We start from the raw sequence: 16,124 nt of genomic DNA, 5'->3' as shown, positions 1-16,124 counted from the left end.
TGCTGCTTTAAATAGCTGGCGGCTCTTCCCCAAATCCGGGGGCACTAATCAAGAACATAAAACTTTAACCCTTAACCTATAATTTTCAAAATTTCTAAAACCATAAGCCCTTCGCTGAATGAGCTTCATTTTGCGATGAAAGCCTTCTGTTATTCCATTTGACTTACTGAATCGCCACATTCTGGCCACTTCATCTTTCCAAGCACAAAGTGTTTTACCTAGTGAGGCTAATGCTTTAAAACTACTTTGCTTTAACTCAGACAGCATATCTCTTGCATCTACAATCTTTCCCTGTGCCGGGAAAGATTATGAATATTAATTTAAAAAATTATAACGTCGCTTGAATTAAATGCCCAAATAATGCACAATAAATTCGATTTTAAGTTATTGCGAGGATCGATGTTTTATTTAGAAATTAGAAAAGAAGATGTGCTTGCACGAAATATTTCGAATAATCAGATGTGTAAGGCTAAGTATTGTATTATTAGATTTAAAGATCAAACTATCCCATTATTTAGCTTAAAACCACATCAATTATCGCACTCTTTATTCGGCGTTGACCTTACGATACATGATTATACAAGTGGCTCAGATGAACCCAACACCATTACACTCCATCCTGTAATTGCCAAAAGATTACTACGTTTTTTGATGCTTTTAAGACCCGCAAAAGATAAATACAATTTTTATAGTTGCATTGATTTTGTCAATGAGCTGGGCTATGGAAGAGGCATTATACCTTCTGCCACGGTAAATATTCATTCTGGAGACGGCAGTAAAAAGAATCCCGAATTTCACCTGAACGAATTTGCGGCCATTACTGACAAAGAAGGTAAATATGTGCACTTTGCTCTATCTCTTGGCGAAGATAAGTTTTTATCCCTATTTGGCAGCGTTGGTCCTCTAATGGTCACTTCAATGAATGAAATGATGAAATTATTTGGAGGCAATGCATGTTATAAAATAAGCCCTGGGGAAAGTTCAAACCATAGTTTTTTTAATGAATCTAATTTAATAAATCTTCCCCAAAATGTAGCCGATAAAATTTGTTCATATCTTGATAATGATGATAACGAATCACTTAAAAGAGCAACAATGCCTTGACATTTCTTTTTGAATCAGCGGTTCCTTCTTAAATGCAGGAATTGTCAAGTGGGATATTTGAGTCAAAAGACTGGCCTACTCATTATTTTGGTTCAATAATTAATAAATTGCCATCACGTGTGACTACTCCCATAATGATCGCATTAATCAGTCGGTGGCTAGATACATTGTAATAGTGATCACCGGATACTGGGTTGGTTTTATAAGGATCGGCTACTACGACTAAGCGATGTTTTTGATTGTACCCACATAAAACAACAAAATGTCCACACGGTCGTCCACGAATATCATTGTTCATCGATTTACCTTCTTTGGTAAATAATTCGCGACTACAGTTATACAGGTAGGTGGAACTAAGTCCTGCCAATATAGGAATATTCCTGGAAAAATATTCTTTTAAAATTTCTACAGTCAAACAACGAAAATATATAGTTCCACCGAGAGTCAAAAAATCAAGTATTGAATGTGTTCCTCTGGCAAGATACCGATTGCGTTTATACCTCATCTGCTGCATTAATTTTTCTCTAAGCACATTAGTATTTGAGGAGCCATCGCTATTAAACCACGTGGGGTCATAAACTTGTAAGTTATTTACATAAAGCGTTACCTTAAATCCTAATTGTAGTGCATGCTTGCCAAGCATGGGAGCCACCGTTCCACCTGATAAAAAATACTCAATCTGGCTGGCTACCTCTTTATAAGTAATATCCAACCATAATATTGGTATATGGCATGCAAACAGGTTGGTCCGCAGGATTCATCATCCGGTTGAGCATTTATTTTTAAGTCAATCATTATAATATCCAACGGAAGATCAATTAAAGGCCTTTTTGATTTAAATTTAGACTCTACTTGATTTCGTGTCAATGAATTAGACATACCCAAATGAGTTCTAAAATGGTATTTTTAAAGACTTTATTATTGGAATAAGGAAAAAAATGTCTAATTTGCAGTGTAGCCAAGGGAAAAAGTTACGTGAAATTTTAGCAAAAGAAAAACCGTTACAAATTGTAGGAACAATTAATGCCTATACTGCTCTACAAGCGAAACAAGCGGGGTTTCATGCCATTTATCTTTCTGGTGCAGGAGTTGCTAATGCTTCTTATGGCTTACCTGACTTGGGAATCACAACACTGAATGACGTACTCGAGGATGTACGGCGAATTATGAACGCTGTTGATTTACCTCTCCTTGTAGATATTGACACAGGATGGGGGAGTGCCTTTAGCATTGCGCGAACGATTAAAGAAATGATCAAAGCCGGAGCAGCTGCGGTCCATGTGGAAGATCAAGTGCAAGCAAAACGATGTGGTCATAGACCAGGAAAAGAATTAGTTGAGACAGAAGAAATGGTAGATCGCATCAAAGCAGCTGTAGACGCGAAAACAGATCCTGATTTTATCATCATGGCAAGAACTGATGCTTTGGCTAATGAAGGCTTAAATAAAGCCATAGATCGTATTAACGCTTATATTGAAGCAGGTGCCGATATGATTTTCTTTGAAGGAGTAAGGAACCTTGAGGAGTATCAGTCTCTTACTGAACAATGTGCAGTTCCAGTATTAGCCAATATTACTGAGTTTGGGGTCACCCCATTGTTTACTTTGGAAGAACTAAAAGAAGCCGGAATTAGCCTGGTTCTCTACCCTTTAAGTGCCTTCCGAGCAATGAGCGCTGCAGCAGAAAAAGTCTATACTACAATTCATAAAAACGGTACACAAAAAAACATTCTATCTGACATGCAAACTCGCGGAGAGCTCTACAAGGTGCTAAATTATCATTTTTATGAAGATAAACTTAATGAACTATTTATGAAAGAAAAAAAATAATAGAAATTATTAAAAAATCACCCGAATCTTCGAGAGAAAAAATTTATTTGTTTAGGTGCGAAGTCTATTCTCTTCCATCTAAGCAAATAGATTATAAATGGAAGATATTTAATAAATTTATTGGAAAAGACTGGTGATTGTATTTATAGTGCTAAAGATAATCAATTTCTTAAAATAAATATGTTGACATATTATCTCAATAAAATTAACTCCGATCCAAATATCTTATATATCTTAATAAGAACTTTTATTACTTATGTTTTTGCAATTTCTGCAATTCGAGTTGCAAATACTCGCTTTAACTTTAAGACCCCGTTTGATTATATTTTTATAATCGTTATAGGTGCTGTATTAAGTCGCGCAATTAATGGTACCTCTACGTTATTCTCTGCACTAGCTGGGAGCAGCTTATTGATTTTTTTACACTGGCTATTTGCTATATGCTCTTTTTATTCACATGGTTTTGGGAAACTAGTCAAAGGAAGATCCGTAATATTAATTCAAAATGGCCAACTGATTTGGGATGCCTTAAAAAGAAGCCAAGTAACAGAAGAAGATTTAAGACAAGCCGCTAGAGAAAAATTGAATGAAAGCGATTTGGCAAAAGTTAAGGAAGCACGACTAGAGCGAACAGGGAGCATAAGCTTTATTATCTTTAAAAAATAATATTGAACTTCATGATTTAAAATAAAGAACTTATATTAAACTTATATTAAATACAATTAAATGCGATTTTTGGTCTATACTTATAATAGATTATATTGAAAGATGAGATTAAAGCTTATTTATTATTCTCGCTTTTTATCATGGTTTTAAGATGGAATTTTACCAATATAATCTTCAATCAAGGCGTGGGATTGAGTGTTATTCGCTTTGATCTTTTCTTAATGAAACCTGCCATGAAAATCTAAAAAAGCGTTAGTATTAATTGCTATTCAAAGGTCCCATATGGCCTCGACTTAATTTTAATGGAAAGCTGATAAATCAAAGGAGGATACTATGGACTGCTTAAGACAACTTAGAATTGTAGGAGCATTGATTTGTAGCAGCATGGCATTTAACGCATTAGCAGATGCCAATAGTACCAATACAGCAACTGATAGTCAGCAAACAACTATTCAAACGAGTTTAAATACAAATCAAACAGCAACTGATAGTCCTAAGGCTCAGATTAATGATACTGAAATCCTAGCAGCAGTGGATGCGGCGCTAGCACCTTATAAAGATAAAGTTAAAGTTCAAGTAACTAATGGTATTGTTACCTTATCAGGCAACTAAATTCAGACACTGATTATGAGAAAGTAATCACTTTGACTGAGTCTACTCAAGGCGTAGGTGAGGTAAATGCAGATCAATTAACGGTGAAAGACAGTAAACATCCTTTGCAGGATACTTATCTCACCGCAAAGATCAAAGCCGCACTTATTCGCTCTGATCTTATGGATAAGGATATTCCATCCTGGACTATTGGTGTAGAAACTAAAAATGGTGAGGTGTATTTATCTGGACAGGTTGCCTCTGCTGAAGAAAGGCAAGCTATTTTGAAGGTTGTTGAGTCAGTTAAAGGTGTACAAAAAGTCAATGACGAAATGGAGATTACTGGAGCAGGTTCCTCTTTATGATAAGCCTGTTCAGTAAATAAATGTTAGCGGAGGTAAATTTTCTGAGGAATTATATATCCGCTCTCTAAGTAGTGACTTAATCTTCCATGATTAATCCTCGAGCCGCCCACTAGAGAGTGGATATTTATTATCCTAGAAAAAGTAGATTCAAGAATCATTAGCTTGCGCAGTAGGTCTCAACAGATTTTTCTAGTATTGTTTTTTGCACTAAAAAACAAATGTTCTAATTAAAGAGTCCTAGAATGTGGCATTTCATAGAGTTCTAACACGTAAGAGAGTTAGTCTTGAAAATTAAAGAGACTCTTCTATGCTTTAAATAAAGAATGTTTTTATGAACCTATTCTCAATCAAATAACGATACATAAATTTTTCGACACACATTTTTAATGTAACCGCTTTTTAATAAAGACATATTACAGCGAACAATTACTATCGTGCAATTGCAGTAAATATTATAACAGAAAGGAGGGGTTATGTTTAATTTAAGAAGGATTTTCATAAGCATACTTTTGGTGAGCTTTTCATTATTAACGGCATGCCATACTGTTAAAGGTACAGTTACTGGGGCTCAAAAAGATATTAAAACGGCTGGAAAAGCAATATCCAGTACTCTTCGCTAGAATACAAAGTCAGGTTGGATCGAAAATGGATCCAACCTATGCTGACTTTCTCTATTTTACTAAAATAATTGGTGAAAAATCCAATATTCTCCTGAATTTATTCTAAAATTATACAATATAGAATAAAAATATTCTTATTGATTTTTTTACAAAGGATTGGCTTATCATGAATAGTACAGCCACAGGAACAATAAGTGCTATTATTGAGAATGAGGAAGAATTAGAAGTTGCCATTACACAACTCATAGCTGAATCAGTAGCACGTGCTGATATTAGTGTTCAAGGGTCACCTGAACAGTTGAAAGAGAAATATGGAGATCGCTTTGTTGCTCCTGAAATAATTCAGGAAAGTAAGCACCCTCCTGTTAGGGAGCCTTATTTAAAAGATGATTTTAATTGGATTGTCGGGTTCTCTTTCTCCATTCCACTGTTTATTTGTCTATCCATTGGAATCTTTATAATAGGCGATGTTCGCTCTGCTTTTGATATTTTTCTTTATGGGATATTAGGAGCAATCGTTGGGTCCATTATAGGCTATATTATTTCAAGCAAGATCAAGAATACTCATGATAAAAGGATAGAGAAACAAGAAAAGAAAGGGGGCTTTGTTCTTTGGGTTACCACTCATTCGCAACAACAGCAGGAACAAGTTATTAAAATTTTAAAGAAATATCATCCTGAACATATCATTCGAGGTTAATTAACTTATAGATGATTCGAATTTGGTCTAGATCCAAAAAATTGTAAATTTTCACAACTATCTGTACTTGTTTAATTAACTACACTACAATCTTTCGCCAAGGTTATTCAAAAAATAACCCTAATCACAGAATTTTGGTAAATAGTATTGACGTATTTTATAAGGATAATAATTAATGAAACGAGTACATCAGCACCCTATAAATCCAACTCAAGGGCAAACAATCGTTGTGAATCCATCTCCCCCATTTCCAGGACCACAAGTTCATCAACACCCTACAACACACGCTCATCCATCAAATACTACAGTTCAAGTAACGCACGGGCAAAATGTTATTGTAAACTCAACACCGCCTGTTTTTCCTACACCGATGTATCACCCAAACAGTTTTTTTACAATACGCACTCATAATGCACCAAACCAACATTATCACCAACCACAGGATCCCAATACACACACACATGTCCACGGTCCTAAAGGATGGTAATTTAAAGTATTCACACCCTATCTAAACTATAGCGATAAGTAATAACAATTCAGTATGTTATTACTTATTGCCTTTGTATTTCTTCAAATCTCTTTATTGAAACCTCTATTTCCATTATTCTAAAAAAATTAAACAACTCAATGGATTGTCATGGTTAACTATTTGTTTTCGGAAGTACATTTCACTCATGCGTTAAAAAAAGTATTGGGGATCAGTATATTAGTGGGAGTGTATAGTGCCATTATCTATTTTGGATTTGAGCAAATTAATTTGCATTCCAGTAATTGGTTATCCTATTCACAAAGTGTCTTTGGTATTATTTTAGGCTTACTGCTCGTTTTTAGAAGTAATCGTGCTTATGAGCGCTGGTGGGAAGCTAGAACACTGTGGGGGCAATTAGTAAACTCTAGCCGTAATTTGGCCATAAAAATTCAAGTGTTATTAATGCCCAATGCCAAAGAAGCTAAAAAATTCGCCGAGCTTATCAATACATTTTGCGAAGTATTGGCCATACATTTAAGGCAAAAAAGCACTCGTGATGATTTTAAAAAATTTTTATCGATGTCAAATCTCCCCGATCATGTACCTTCTTATGTTGCCCAGGAACTATATCGAACTCTTTCTGAGAATGCCAAAGCAACAACAAGATTCAATCTATGGTTATTGGATAGTGAATTTAGCAAATTTATGGACATTTGCGGTGGTTGTGAGCGTATTAAAAATACTTTTATATCCCTTTCTTTTCGAGTCTTCGTAAAACATGTTTTTATTATTTTTATTTTGTTCTTACCTTGTAGTTTAATTGATACTCTTGGAATTTGGGCAATCCCTGCCACTATTATTATCACCTATTTAATCATTGCAATAGAAGGAATTGCTCGAAACTTAGAAGAGCCCTTTGGATTAACAGAAGACCACTTAAATCTCAGCTCAATTACTGAAAGCATTAGAGAAAGTGTAAATGAAGTATTGTTAGGGTTACAATCCAATCAAGAGAGCAAAGTTAAAAGTATTTCTTAAACTTTCCCAAAATCCAGTTAATATAATCTATATTCAATGAAAAAATTTTTACTTAAATAAAGGAGTCACAATAATGGAATGTAAATGCAATCAATGCGGAATGGGTGTAAAAAATTTAACCTGCAGTAAATGCAATGCGCTATTGGTTAGTGATACTGTAGTCAAAAATGATGGAAATAAAGTCCAAGTGGCAAAATGTCCTAATGGATGCGGACAAATCAAATCACCAGTCTGCTGCGGCCACGATATGGTATGTTCAGTTTAATTAACTTTTACATCAGTTAATGAATATGGAATCTCTATGCTGAGATGTGAGTTGGCGCTGCTCTCAGCATCAGTTTTCTATTTTGAAAATTTGATGAGTATAGGCTTTGCTTCGTTCATCCTAACCTACGCCCAAATATAGAAAAATCTCATCCATGACTGATAGTTAATTATCAGGAGTTAAAAAAATAGACCCTATAACTCACGGTGCTTTAGGTGCTGCTTGTGCACAAGCAGTCTTTGGAAAATGCGACAAAAAAATCTCATGGCAAGTAGGCGCTTTAGCAGGGATAGCTCCGATCTAGATATTTTTATACGTTTTAGTCAAGAACCATTGAGCCTTGAACAATGGCATCGTTATTTCACGCATTCATTAGCATTTATTCCAATTGGAGGATTGGTTGTTGCGTTGTTTCTCTTGTGTTTTTCACAATACAGGGCGCGCTGGAAGTTAACTATTGGTTCCTCCCTTGTAGGCTATGCCACCCATTCCCTATTAGATGCTCTTACTGCTTATGGTACAGTTTTATTTTGGCCTTGGAGTGACGCTCGTATTAGCTGGGATATTATTGCAATCATTGATCCTGTTTTTACTTTGCCTTTGTTATTAGGAACAATCTGGTCAGTTTTATATCAAAACCAAAAAGCAATCACTGTGGGTCTACTTTTTTCAGGATTTTTTCTTATTTTTAATACAGTCCAGCATAATCGAGTCTTATCAGGTGTTCATCACTATGCGGCTAAAAAAAATCTCAATCTAGGAAGTATACGTGCGCTTCCTAACCTAGCCAGTTCTACTCATTGGCGAGTTATTGCAAAACAGGACTCTTGTTTAATTATTGCAGCAGCAAGGACTCCACTTTGGCATCCAACCACGATCACACCAATAACGCAAGCTCTGAGTTTCACAGAGAAAATGCTTCCTTTCAAACTGTCGCCCGGACAAAAACAAGACTTAAAAATTTTTAAATGGTTTACTGATGGCTATTTAATCGTTGCGAACAAAGAGCCCTTTATCCTTGCAGATGCTCGATATACGATGGATTATAGTCCAATCATTTCCCTCTGGGGAATTCAGATATTGCCTGAACAGAAGCATATTAATAAATTAAGCTTACCTCAAATCAATATACATTGTAATTAAAACCCCATTTGCAAAAACAAAACACGATATGAGCTTTTTTTTGACAAAAAAGGGGCTAAAATTATAATAACTAACTATGTGAAAAGGAGTTTCGATGGTACGATTGCGAGTTTATTTGTGCTTTCTAATCTTAATTATCCCATTTTACAAACTATATGCACTTTCCCTAACTATAGGAACATTATCTTATAATCCTCCTTATGAAGTTCAACTGACCAACACCAAGAAGGAAGAGTTCTATGGTTTTGACATTGATATTATGGATGAGGTTTGCCGACGCATCCAAGCCAAATGTCAATTTAAGGCCATATTATTCAGTGATATTTTTACCCAAATTAATACAGGGGAAATCGATTTGGCGATAGGCACAATCAGCATTACTCCTGAACGATCGGAAAATTATTTATTTAGCCTTCCTTATAAAACCAGTTACAGTCAGTTTCTTACTCTAGCTAATTCCAATATTAAAAAAGTAGATGACCTCAAAGGCAAAATAATAGGAGTCTATAAAGGATCTCCTACTGCTGATTTTGTAACTGCCTATTTTAATAATGATATCCAATTAAAATTTTATGAAACTGCTGAAGAGATACTCAATGCACTGGATAAACAAGAAGTTAATGCCATAATAACCAATACTGAGCAAGTCAATTATTGGGCCGATAACATTTCCAACTACAAATTAATAGGCAACAGTTTCCCAATTGATGCAGGTTATGGCATTATGGCTCAATTAGGCCAAGAAGAACTGATTGAAAAAATTAATCAGGCATTAATTGATATGGAAAATGATGGGACTTATCTCAAAATTTATAATCTTTCCTTTTAAGGAATACATTAATTATGAATTTAGCAAAGGAATAATTCCATGTTCTCTGTCCTCTATTCGCGTAATAATTATTGATAAAGTAAACTTAAGAAAAGAAAAAATCGTATATAGTGCTAGAGAACTATATACGATTCCTTTGTATTGAGCTCTTAGGATAATTGCTTCCATTAGGTAGAGCAAACTGCCTGTAACTCTTGATCACCTAAATTAATCAGATTAATTTGAGTTCCTGACTCGGCGCTCACTGAGATACTAGTATTATTTTTTACTTTGAACGAGGTTCCTTGACCTGTTGAAAGATTTTTGCCATTTATTTTGCCATTATTTTTTAATACAATGATTCTAATTTTACCATCAGCATTACCTTGTATATTACATGTGGCATTTAACGTCCATAAGGAGCTGTTTTTTAAAAGCTTGGTTTCATTAGGACCAAGTCGAATTGTTTTTTGAGCATACATAGGGAAACTTAAAAAACTAATTAAAAAACCTAGTAACACAATAAAAAATCTAGACATACTATTTTCCTTAATCAAAAGACAAAATTAAACTCAATTTGTACATATTATATACAATATTTGCTTAAGGTTTTATTAACTCATTACAAATATTTCCAAAAATTTAATATAGAAGTATGGCTATGTCCTTTATGATAGTGGAAATTTTTTCAAGCTTAGTCCCAAAAGCGAGGCTCCTTTTCAAGTTGCTCTCAGCGTTTTAGGTTTGATTTTTTTAGACAAGTACTTCTTTCCTAAGATCATGATTTTTTAATTTTTCCTGAATACCTGCCAAGCATTTTTTACATAATCGTTTAATGTTGAGGCAGGATATCGTTGGAGAAATAAATTATAAAGATTTAAAGCAATCTGAAGTTTCGGTAAGCAATATCAAAAGGTAATGGTAAGGTTCTTGCCATTACGTTAGTACTCAATAAAATTTAATTTACTAATGTCTTCAAACTCTTCATCAATCAAGTTAACATAAAGCCCTGGCCCTTTACTTAAGGTATCCATGCGAACAATAAGCTTCCTTGATAAACTAATATCTGAAGTCGATAGTGCGCTTCGTACTCTTGTTCTGCCAAAAAAGCGATTTACTGCGCGCAAATCCCCCGCTGAGCGGATAGAAGACCAGCCCCTTTCATCTCAAGAGAAAAAACATATCTCAGGATTAATGCGGGTAAACCATGCTGGAGAAGTTTGTGCCCAAGCGCTTTATCAAGGGCAAGCTTTAACTGCACAACTGACCCATGTTAAAAAACAAATGACTCAGGCCGCAGCTGAAGAAATCGATCACCTGGCTTGGTGCGAGGAACGATTATATGAATTGGGCAGCAAACCCAGTCTATTAAATCCAATCTGGTATAGTGGTTCTATTTTGTTAGGAGCTTTAGCTGGACTAGCTGGCGATAAAATCAGTTTGGGATTTGTTGCTGAAACAGAGAAGCAAGTAACAGCCCATTTACAAAGACATCTACTTTATCTTCCAACTCACGATAAAAAGACAATAGCCATACTAAAAGAAATGCAAGAAGATGAAGAACAACATGCGAATGCAGCCATAGAGGCAGGGGCAGTGGAACTTCCCTATATTATTAAGCAATTAATGAACGCTGTATCAAAATTAATGACTAATACTAGTTATTATATTTAAACAGGACATTACCCAATATGGATTACCATATAATATTCATACTTTTTGTCATATTCATTGCTTTCGTATTTGATTTTATCAATGGATTTCATGATGCCGCCAACTCTATTGCAACCATAGTCACTACAGGCGTTTTAACGCCAAGGCAGGCGGTATTATGGGCTGCTTTTTTTAATTTCATCGCCTTTATGATCTTTAATTTAACTGTAGCTCAAACAATAGGTTATGGGCTAATCGATACAGCACTTGTGGATACTTATTTTATTCTAGCTGCTTTAATGGGTGCCATATTCTGGAATTTAGTCACCTGGTATTATGGTTTACCATCAAGTTCGTCCCACGCCTTGATTGGAGGTTTGGCTGGCGCTGCGATGGCGAAAGGAGGGTTATCTTCACTTAAAATCGCAGGCTTTGCCAAAGTAGCAGCAGGTATATTCCTATCTCCTATTTTGGGTTTGGGAATAGGTCTATTATTTACTCATCTTTTCACTCTACTTCTTAGGCATAAAAATGAAGAGGAACTAAATACTTTATTTAAAAGTTTTCAGCTTATTTCTTCGGCATTATTAAGTATCACTCATGGTGGTAATGATGCACAAAAAACAATGGGTATCATTGCAGTATTGCTTTTTTCAGCCTCCTGGCTTGATGGGGTATTTTATGTGCCGTTTTGGGTGGTCATTTCATGTCATGGGGTAATTAGTCTTGGTACTTTGGCTGGAGGTTGGCGAATTGTGCATACCATGGGTACAAAAATTACCAAACTCAATACCTTGAAGGGCTGCGCTGCTGAAACTGGAGCCGCTATTACTATTTTCGCTGCCACAGAGTGTGGTATTCCGGTATCCACCACCCATACGGTGACGGGCTCTATTGCTGGAGTTGGATTAATTAGTGGACTAGATGGCGCACACTGGAAGGTATTACGAAGAATATTTTATTCTTGGCTGCTAACCATCCCAGCAGCAGCATTAGTTGCCGCTGCCATCATGATTGTTTCTCCCGCCCATATTTAATCGGCGGTGCAGTTCCCCCCAATACTCAACGCACTATTTCCTCTGCTAAACGTAAAGTAAACTACTATGCCGATCAACATCCATACAGCAAAACGCAGCATAGTCACCCAAGGTAAATTTAAAATCAGATAGGAACAGCTAACAATTCCTAATATTGGGACATAGGGCATCAATGGTGTTTTAAAGGGTCTCTCCATATCAGGGTGAGTTCGTCGTAAATACAAAACTCCTCCACAAACAACAATAAAGGCAAATAAAGTACCTATATTAACCAATTCAGCTAAAGTACCAATAGGAGTTACGGAAGCTAAGGCCGCCATCAATAAGCCACATATCAATATAATTCTAATCGGTGTTTTAGTGTGCTCATTGGTTTTTGCTAGTGAGCGCGGTAATAAACCATCCCTGGACATAGACAAGAACACTCGCGTTAAGCCATAGAATAATACCAACATAACGGTTGTTAAGCCGGCAATAGCCCCCACCCCCACTAATCCAGCAACTGTTTTATATCCTAAGTTAAGGAGTACATGACTAATAGGTGAAGAAACATTAAGAGTAGTATAATGCGCAATGCCAGTTAATAATCCTGAAACAAGAATATATATCACCGTACAAATAGCGAGAGAGGCTATTATACCTGTTGGTAAATCACGTTGGGGATTAATCGCCTCTTCAGCTGCGGTAGATACCGCGTCAAATCCTACATAGGCAAAAAATATAATTGACGCCCCTTTCATGACACCAGCCCAACCATAAGGCATAAAGGAAGACCAATTTTCTACCTTGATTTCTCCAAATGCAATAACAATAAAAATAAAAATAACCAAAAGCTTAACAAAGACCATTATATTATTAAATCGAGAGCTGGACTTGACACCAATAATTAATAAACCCGTTAAAATAGCAATGATCAGAATGGCCAGAATATTAAGGTCACCGCCATCTAAAGGCCCATGTAGCAGATTAGTTGGAATAAATATTTTCATTGCCATTAAAAAATCATTGGCATAGCCACTCCAACCGATTGAAACAGCTGAAACAGCAATAGAGTATTCTAACAATAAATCCCAACCGACAATCCAGGCGATTAATTCACCGAATCCTGCATAAGCATAACCATAGGCACTACCACATCCTCCTATGCTAGCAGCCAATTCAGCGTAAGATAACGCTGCAAAAGCACAAGCAAATCCAGCAACAACATAAGAAAATATCACTGCCGGCCCTGCCAAATTTGCTGCTACTATTCCTGTAAGAACAAAAATACCGGCTCCAATAATGGCTCCGACTCCTAAAAAGGTGAGGTCAAAAACATTAAGACATTTAGCTAAGTGGGATTCATTATCTAATGATCCTCTGATATCTTTTTTGCGAAACAAGTCCATGATAGTATGCTCTTAGGTTTATGATTATATTGTCTATTTCCAAAACTGAGGTTACCAATAAACATAAAATCCGGTTATCTTCCATCTAACAAAACTTATACAATTAAACTCTACCATTAAATTATAGCTGGAAGAAACCCTATGACGGTTAAAATTTGAATGAAAAAATTAATATCTTGCTTGCTAATATTGTCTTCTTTAAACCTTTTCGCAGCATCAGAGACACCACTAAATTCCTGCACCAAATGGATAAGTTTTCTAAGGCCCGTATGTCTGCGTCTCCAACAAGTATGGGTGGAAGGGAAGGATGAGATGTATTTTTCCGGTTATGCTTGGCATAATCGATATACTTATACACCTGAGAAAATAAAAACTTATAATGAGAACGCATGGGGAGGTGGGCTTGGAAAAGGATTCTTTGATGAAAAGGGAAATTGGCACGGGCTTTATGCAATCGCATTCCTTGATTCTCACAGCCATCTGGAGCCTGCTGTGGGTTATGCTTATTTAAAAACAGCTTCTTTCAATAACGATTTTAAATTAGGGCTTGGGTATTCTGTTTTGATCACTTCTCGTGTTGATATCAACGATAATCTCCCATTCCCTGGCGCTCTTCCTTGGATGGCGATTTTCTATAAAAAAACTACCGTTGCCGCAACCTATATTCCAGGTGGAACAAACATAGGAAATGTTCTTTATATTCTCGGTAAAATCACATTATGAATCCCTGTGTATGAAGTTATCCACAACTCAAAATAATCAAACGCAAAAGGGATCAATTCTTTACACCCTGACAAAATAGTTGCAACAGAAAATTCAACTTGTTACGCTCTTGTGGATTTTTAACATTAGGAACAAGGAGATGTCACTATGAAGTTTAAAACCAAGCTAACCGCTTTTATCGGTGCTTTAATCTTGGCCAGCTCTTCTCTAGCAAATCAAATTAAACCCAATACATGCCCAACTGTAACATCCCTTCAGTCAGAAGGAATGACTATGTCCTCTGAAATTATGGAAGGCATCTATATCACATATAATCTAAGTCATTACAGTACCAGCTCAAGCTGGGTATTCATCATAGGCCCTTTTATTGCAGACAACGAAGAAATAGCTCTTGGAGAAGGTAATAAATTACTTTCAACCTTGACAGGTTCTCCCACTCCAGAAGATGATAGAGAAGGTAATTGGATATGTGAATATAATACCAGTTCCCGAGACATTATTGCATTTGCCATAGAGGCGGATGACATGATCTCTCCTTTAAAAATGATGAGATATCTCAGAACAATTCGATAAAATATCTAAGCGGAAGCACAGTTGCTTCCGTATCCTATTTCTTTAAGTTTTTCCATCCGTGCCAGTCTTTATGGGAGCAAACGTTCACGGAAAAGGCCTAATTAAAGGGAAACTGACTTTTTGGTACTTCTTAATTTTATGTGCTATGTTTTCTTAATAATACCAACTAGGGACGGATAAAATGAAATCATTTATTGAACAAGCTCAGTTTTATGCTGAATATCACAATAACCCTGTCACTCGTTATACTCATTTGGCAGGAGTTCCTATAATTATTCTTTCCGTAATGATTTTCTTAGGTTTTGTCAAAATAATTATTCCAGGTGTGTATGCCACCGACCTGGCTTGCCTAGCTACTTTAGCAGCTCTAATTTATTATTTCCTGTTAAACTGGCAACTTGCCTTAGCATTAACACCAATCCTGATCTTTTTACTATGGTTAGCTAGTTGGTTTAGTCATAATGGCCCAATAAAATTAGGACTTTGGGCCTTTATTATTACATTTATTATTGGTTGGGGATTACAGTTTTACGGTCATTTTATAGAAGGAAAAAAACCTGCTTTCATGGTTAATTTTACTCAAGCACTCATTGCACCACTGTATTTAACAGCAGAATTGTTCTTTATGGCAGGACTCATGACTTCTTTAAAAGAACAAATTTATGGCTCAGAAATTAAAGACATAGAAATTGAAGATATAAAAACAGATTCTAAAAAGGACGACAAAACAAAATCTAAAATTTAGAAAACAGTTTTTGCTGTAAAGCAAATTACATAAACCTTCTTCCTCCCCAAAAAAGCTGGTCTCTTGATAAGATCTCTGCCTACACCCCGCTCTTGTCAGTGGGGTCCAGTATTTTAGCAAAGTGCTCTGGATCCCGCTGACAAGCAGCGGGACATCGGAGAGCAAATCTGGACTGGATTTCCAGAGATGCATAGAAGATTCAGCCAAAAAAGGGGGGAAGGTTTATACGTGTTAATTATACTTTTGGCTTCCTAAAATTTCACGTTTATGGGTATTGAATCCCACCTTAAATTTAGTTATCTGCAAAATGTGGCATCCTAATTTTATAGCAATGGTGAATTTTGTTATTACGCTTAAAATCCTGGTCTATCGTTTGGGGCGTGATGTCTTGCACGGAATATTTTTCC

General features: G+C 35.9%; 19 protein-coding genes and 2 pseudogenes. 17 read left to right on the top strand and 4 right to left on the bottom strand.

The window, feature by feature from the left end; translation table 11 throughout:
• Positions 1 to 48: 48 nt before the first annotated feature.
• Positions 49 to 267 (bottom strand): annotated as a pseudogene (locus OK13_RS11745) (ISL3 family transposase); the annotation flags it as partial.
• Between the two features lie 132 nt (positions 268 to 399).
• On the opposite strand from OK13_RS11745, the gene OK13_RS11740 reads away from it, so the two are divergent.
• Positions 400 to 1,104 carry a hypothetical protein gene (locus tag OK13_RS11740; protein WP_035890981.1) on the top strand — a complete coding sequence of 235 codons (705 nt, stop codon included), beginning with the start codon at positions 400 to 402 and terminating at the stop codon, positions 1,102 to 1,104.
• 82 nt (positions 1,105 to 1,186) lie between these two features.
• Here the strand turns inward: OK13_RS11740 and OK13_RS11735 are convergent.
• Positions 1,187 to 1,899: pseudogene (locus OK13_RS11735) on the bottom strand (C39 family peptidase).
• Between the two features lie 143 nt (positions 1,900 to 2,042).
• Between OK13_RS11735 and prpB the strand changes: the two are divergent.
• The 11 genes from prpB (at position 2,043) to OK13_RS11685 (ending at position 9,619) form a co-directional block, all read left to right on the top strand.
• Complete coding sequence (gene prpB / locus OK13_RS11730) at positions 2,043 to 2,933, top strand: methylisocitrate lyase (RefSeq protein ID WP_035890980.1); 891 nt, start codon at positions 2,043 to 2,045, stop codon at positions 2,931 to 2,933.
• A 180-nt stretch (positions 2,934 to 3,113) separates the two neighbouring features.
• Entirely contained in the window at positions 3,114 to 3,599 is a 486-nt protein-coding gene (locus tag OK13_RS11725; RefSeq protein ID WP_035890986.1) for a DUF421 domain-containing protein, read from the top strand.
• Between the two features lie 333 nt (positions 3,600 to 3,932).
• Complete coding sequence (locus OK13_RS11720) at positions 3,933 to 4,211, top strand: BON domain-containing protein (protein WP_035890978.1); 279 nt, start codon at positions 3,933 to 3,935, stop codon at positions 4,209 to 4,211.
• A 32-nt stretch (positions 4,212 to 4,243) separates the two neighbouring features.
• Entirely contained in the window at positions 4,244 to 4,555 is a 312-nt protein-coding gene (locus OK13_RS11715) for a BON domain-containing protein (RefSeq protein ID WP_035890977.1), read from the top strand.
• Positions 4,556 to 5,028: 473 nt separating this feature from the next.
• Complete coding sequence (locus tag OK13_RS14785; protein ID WP_162833800.1) at positions 5,029 to 5,175, top strand: hypothetical protein; 147 nt, start codon at positions 5,029 to 5,031, stop codon at positions 5,173 to 5,175.
• Between the two features lie 166 nt (positions 5,176 to 5,341).
• Positions 5,342 to 5,875, top strand: a complete 534-nt coding sequence (locus OK13_RS11710; RefSeq protein ID WP_035890976.1) for a hypothetical protein — start codon at positions 5,342 to 5,344, stop codon at positions 5,873 to 5,875.
• Positions 5,876 to 6,050: 175 nt separating this feature from the next.
• A complete protein-coding gene (locus tag OK13_RS11705) occupies positions 6,051 to 6,362 on the top strand; it encodes a hypothetical protein (RefSeq protein WP_241480551.1) in 312 nt (103 codons plus the stop codon).
• Between the two features lie 150 nt (positions 6,363 to 6,512).
• Positions 6,513 to 7,382, top strand: a complete 870-nt coding sequence (locus OK13_RS11700; RefSeq protein ID WP_035890975.1) for a bestrophin family protein — start codon at positions 6,513 to 6,515, stop codon at positions 7,380 to 7,382.
• A 73-nt stretch (positions 7,383 to 7,455) separates the two neighbouring features.
• Positions 7,456 to 7,647 carry a hypothetical protein gene (locus OK13_RS11695; RefSeq protein ID WP_035890973.1) on the top strand — a complete coding sequence of 64 codons (192 nt, stop codon included), beginning with the start codon at positions 7,456 to 7,458 and terminating at the stop codon, positions 7,645 to 7,647.
• A gap of 246 nt (positions 7,648 to 7,893) precedes the next feature.
• Positions 7,894 to 8,790, top strand: coding sequence for a metal-dependent hydrolase (locus OK13_RS11690; RefSeq protein ID WP_241480550.1), 897 nt, complete (start codon positions 7,894 to 7,896; stop codon positions 8,788 to 8,790).
• Positions 8,791 to 8,884: 94 nt separating this feature from the next.
• Positions 8,885 to 9,619, top strand: a complete 735-nt coding sequence (locus OK13_RS11685) for a transporter substrate-binding domain-containing protein (protein ID WP_035890970.1) — start codon at positions 8,885 to 8,887, stop codon at positions 9,617 to 9,619.
• A 167-nt stretch (positions 9,620 to 9,786) separates the two neighbouring features.
• Here OK13_RS11685 and OK13_RS11680 read toward each other — a convergent pair whose 3' ends face one another.
• On the bottom strand, positions 9,787 to 10,137 hold the full coding sequence (locus tag OK13_RS11680; protein ID WP_035890969.1) for a hypothetical protein: 351 nt from the start codon (positions 10,135 to 10,137) through the stop codon (positions 9,787 to 9,789).
• 493 nt (positions 10,138 to 10,630) lie between these two features.
• On the opposite strand from OK13_RS11680, the gene coq7 reads away from it, so the two are divergent.
• Positions 10,631 to 11,272, top strand: coding sequence for a 2-polyprenyl-3-methyl-6-methoxy-1,4-benzoquinone monooxygenase (coq7, locus tag OK13_RS11675; RefSeq protein WP_035890968.1), 642 nt, complete (start codon positions 10,631 to 10,633; stop codon positions 11,270 to 11,272).
• Between the two features lie 17 nt (positions 11,273 to 11,289).
• Positions 11,290 to 12,288, top strand: a complete 999-nt coding sequence (locus OK13_RS11670; RefSeq protein WP_035890966.1) for an inorganic phosphate transporter — start codon at positions 11,290 to 11,292, stop codon at positions 12,286 to 12,288.
• Here OK13_RS11670 and OK13_RS11665 read toward each other — a convergent pair.
• On the bottom strand, positions 12,285 to 13,676 hold the full coding sequence (locus OK13_RS11665; protein ID WP_035890965.1) for an APC family permease: 1,392 nt from the start codon (positions 13,674 to 13,676) through the stop codon (positions 12,285 to 12,287). The genes OK13_RS11670 and OK13_RS11665 overlap by 4 nt on opposite strands.
• 159 nt (positions 13,677 to 13,835) lie before the next feature.
• On the opposite strand from OK13_RS11665, the gene pagP reads away from it, so the two are divergent.
• The 3 genes from pagP (at position 13,836) to OK13_RS11650 (ending at position 15,717) form a co-directional block, all read left to right on the top strand.
• Positions 13,836 to 14,399 (top strand): lipid IV(A) palmitoyltransferase PagP, encoded by a 564-nt coding sequence (gene pagP / locus OK13_RS11660; protein ID WP_035890963.1) that lies wholly within the window; start codon positions 13,836 to 13,838, stop codon positions 14,397 to 14,399.
• A gap of 147 nt (positions 14,400 to 14,546) precedes the next feature.
• Positions 14,547 to 14,972: a DUF4949 domain-containing protein gene (locus OK13_RS11655; protein ID WP_035890962.1), complete on the top strand. Its 426-nt coding sequence runs from the start codon at positions 14,547 to 14,549 to the stop codon at positions 14,970 to 14,972.
• A gap of 181 nt (positions 14,973 to 15,153) precedes the next feature.
• The gene (locus tag OK13_RS11650; RefSeq protein ID WP_035890961.1) at positions 15,154 to 15,717 is read left to right on the top strand and encodes an Mpo1 family 2-hydroxy fatty acid dioxygenase; all 564 of its coding nucleotides are present in this window, start codon (positions 15,154 to 15,156) and stop codon (positions 15,715 to 15,717) included.
• Positions 15,718 to 16,124: the final 407 nt, after the last annotated feature.

This window comes from Legionella norrlandica, assembly GCF_000770585.1.
GTDB classification, from domain to species: Bacteria; Pseudomonadota; Gammaproteobacteria; order Legionellales; family Legionellaceae; genus Legionella; species Legionella norrlandica.
This window is presented reverse-complemented; position numbering and strand designations above follow the sequence as displayed.

Coding starts and splice junctions, on each gene's coding strand:
- OK13_RS11740 (WP_035890981.1), top strand. CDS start 400: ATGTTTTATTTAGAAATTAGAAAAGAAGATGTGCTTGCACGAAATATT.
- prpB (WP_035890980.1), top strand. CDS start 2,043: ATGTCTAATTTGCAGTGTAGCCAAGGGAAAAAGTTACGTGAAATTTTA.
- OK13_RS11725 (WP_035890986.1), top strand. CDS start 3,114: ATGTTGACATATTATCTCAATAAAATTAACTCCGATCCAAATATCTTA.
- OK13_RS11720 (WP_035890978.1), top strand. CDS start 3,933: ATGGACTGCTTAAGACAACTTAGAATTGTAGGAGCATTGATTTGTAGC.
- OK13_RS14785 (WP_162833800.1), top strand. CDS start 5,029: ATGTTTAATTTAAGAAGGATTTTCATAAGCATACTTTTGGTGAGCTTT.
- OK13_RS11710 (WP_035890976.1), top strand. CDS start 5,342: ATGAATAGTACAGCCACAGGAACAATAAGTGCTATTATTGAGAATGAG.
- OK13_RS11705 (WP_241480551.1), top strand. CDS start 6,051: ATGAAACGAGTACATCAGCACCCTATAAATCCAACTCAAGGGCAAACA.
- OK13_RS11700 (WP_035890975.1), top strand. CDS start 6,513: ATGGTTAACTATTTGTTTTCGGAAGTACATTTCACTCATGCGTTAAAA.
- OK13_RS11695 (WP_035890973.1), top strand. CDS start 7,456: ATGGAATGTAAATGCAATCAATGCGGAATGGGTGTAAAAAATTTAACC.
- OK13_RS11690 (WP_241480550.1), top strand. CDS start 7,894: ATGCGACAAAAAAATCTCATGGCAAGTAGGCGCTTTAGCAGGGATAGC.
- OK13_RS11685 (WP_035890970.1), top strand. CDS start 8,885: ATGGTACGATTGCGAGTTTATTTGTGCTTTCTAATCTTAATTATCCCA.
- OK13_RS11680 (WP_035890969.1), bottom strand. CDS start 10,137: ATGTCTAGATTTTTTATTGTGTTACTAGGTTTTTTAATTAGTTTTTTA.
- coq7 (WP_035890968.1), top strand. CDS start 10,631: ATGCGAACAATAAGCTTCCTTGATAAACTAATATCTGAAGTCGATAGT.
- OK13_RS11670 (WP_035890966.1), top strand. CDS start 11,290: ATGGATTACCATATAATATTCATACTTTTTGTCATATTCATTGCTTTC.
- OK13_RS11665 (WP_035890965.1), bottom strand. CDS start 13,676: ATGGACTTGTTTCGCAAAAAAGATATCAGAGGATCATTAGATAATGAA.
- pagP (WP_035890963.1), top strand. CDS start 13,836: ATGAAAAAATTAATATCTTGCTTGCTAATATTGTCTTCTTTAAACCTT.
- OK13_RS11655 (WP_035890962.1), top strand. CDS start 14,547: ATGAAGTTTAAAACCAAGCTAACCGCTTTTATCGGTGCTTTAATCTTG.
- OK13_RS11650 (WP_035890961.1), top strand. CDS start 15,154: ATGAAATCATTTATTGAACAAGCTCAGTTTTATGCTGAATATCACAAT.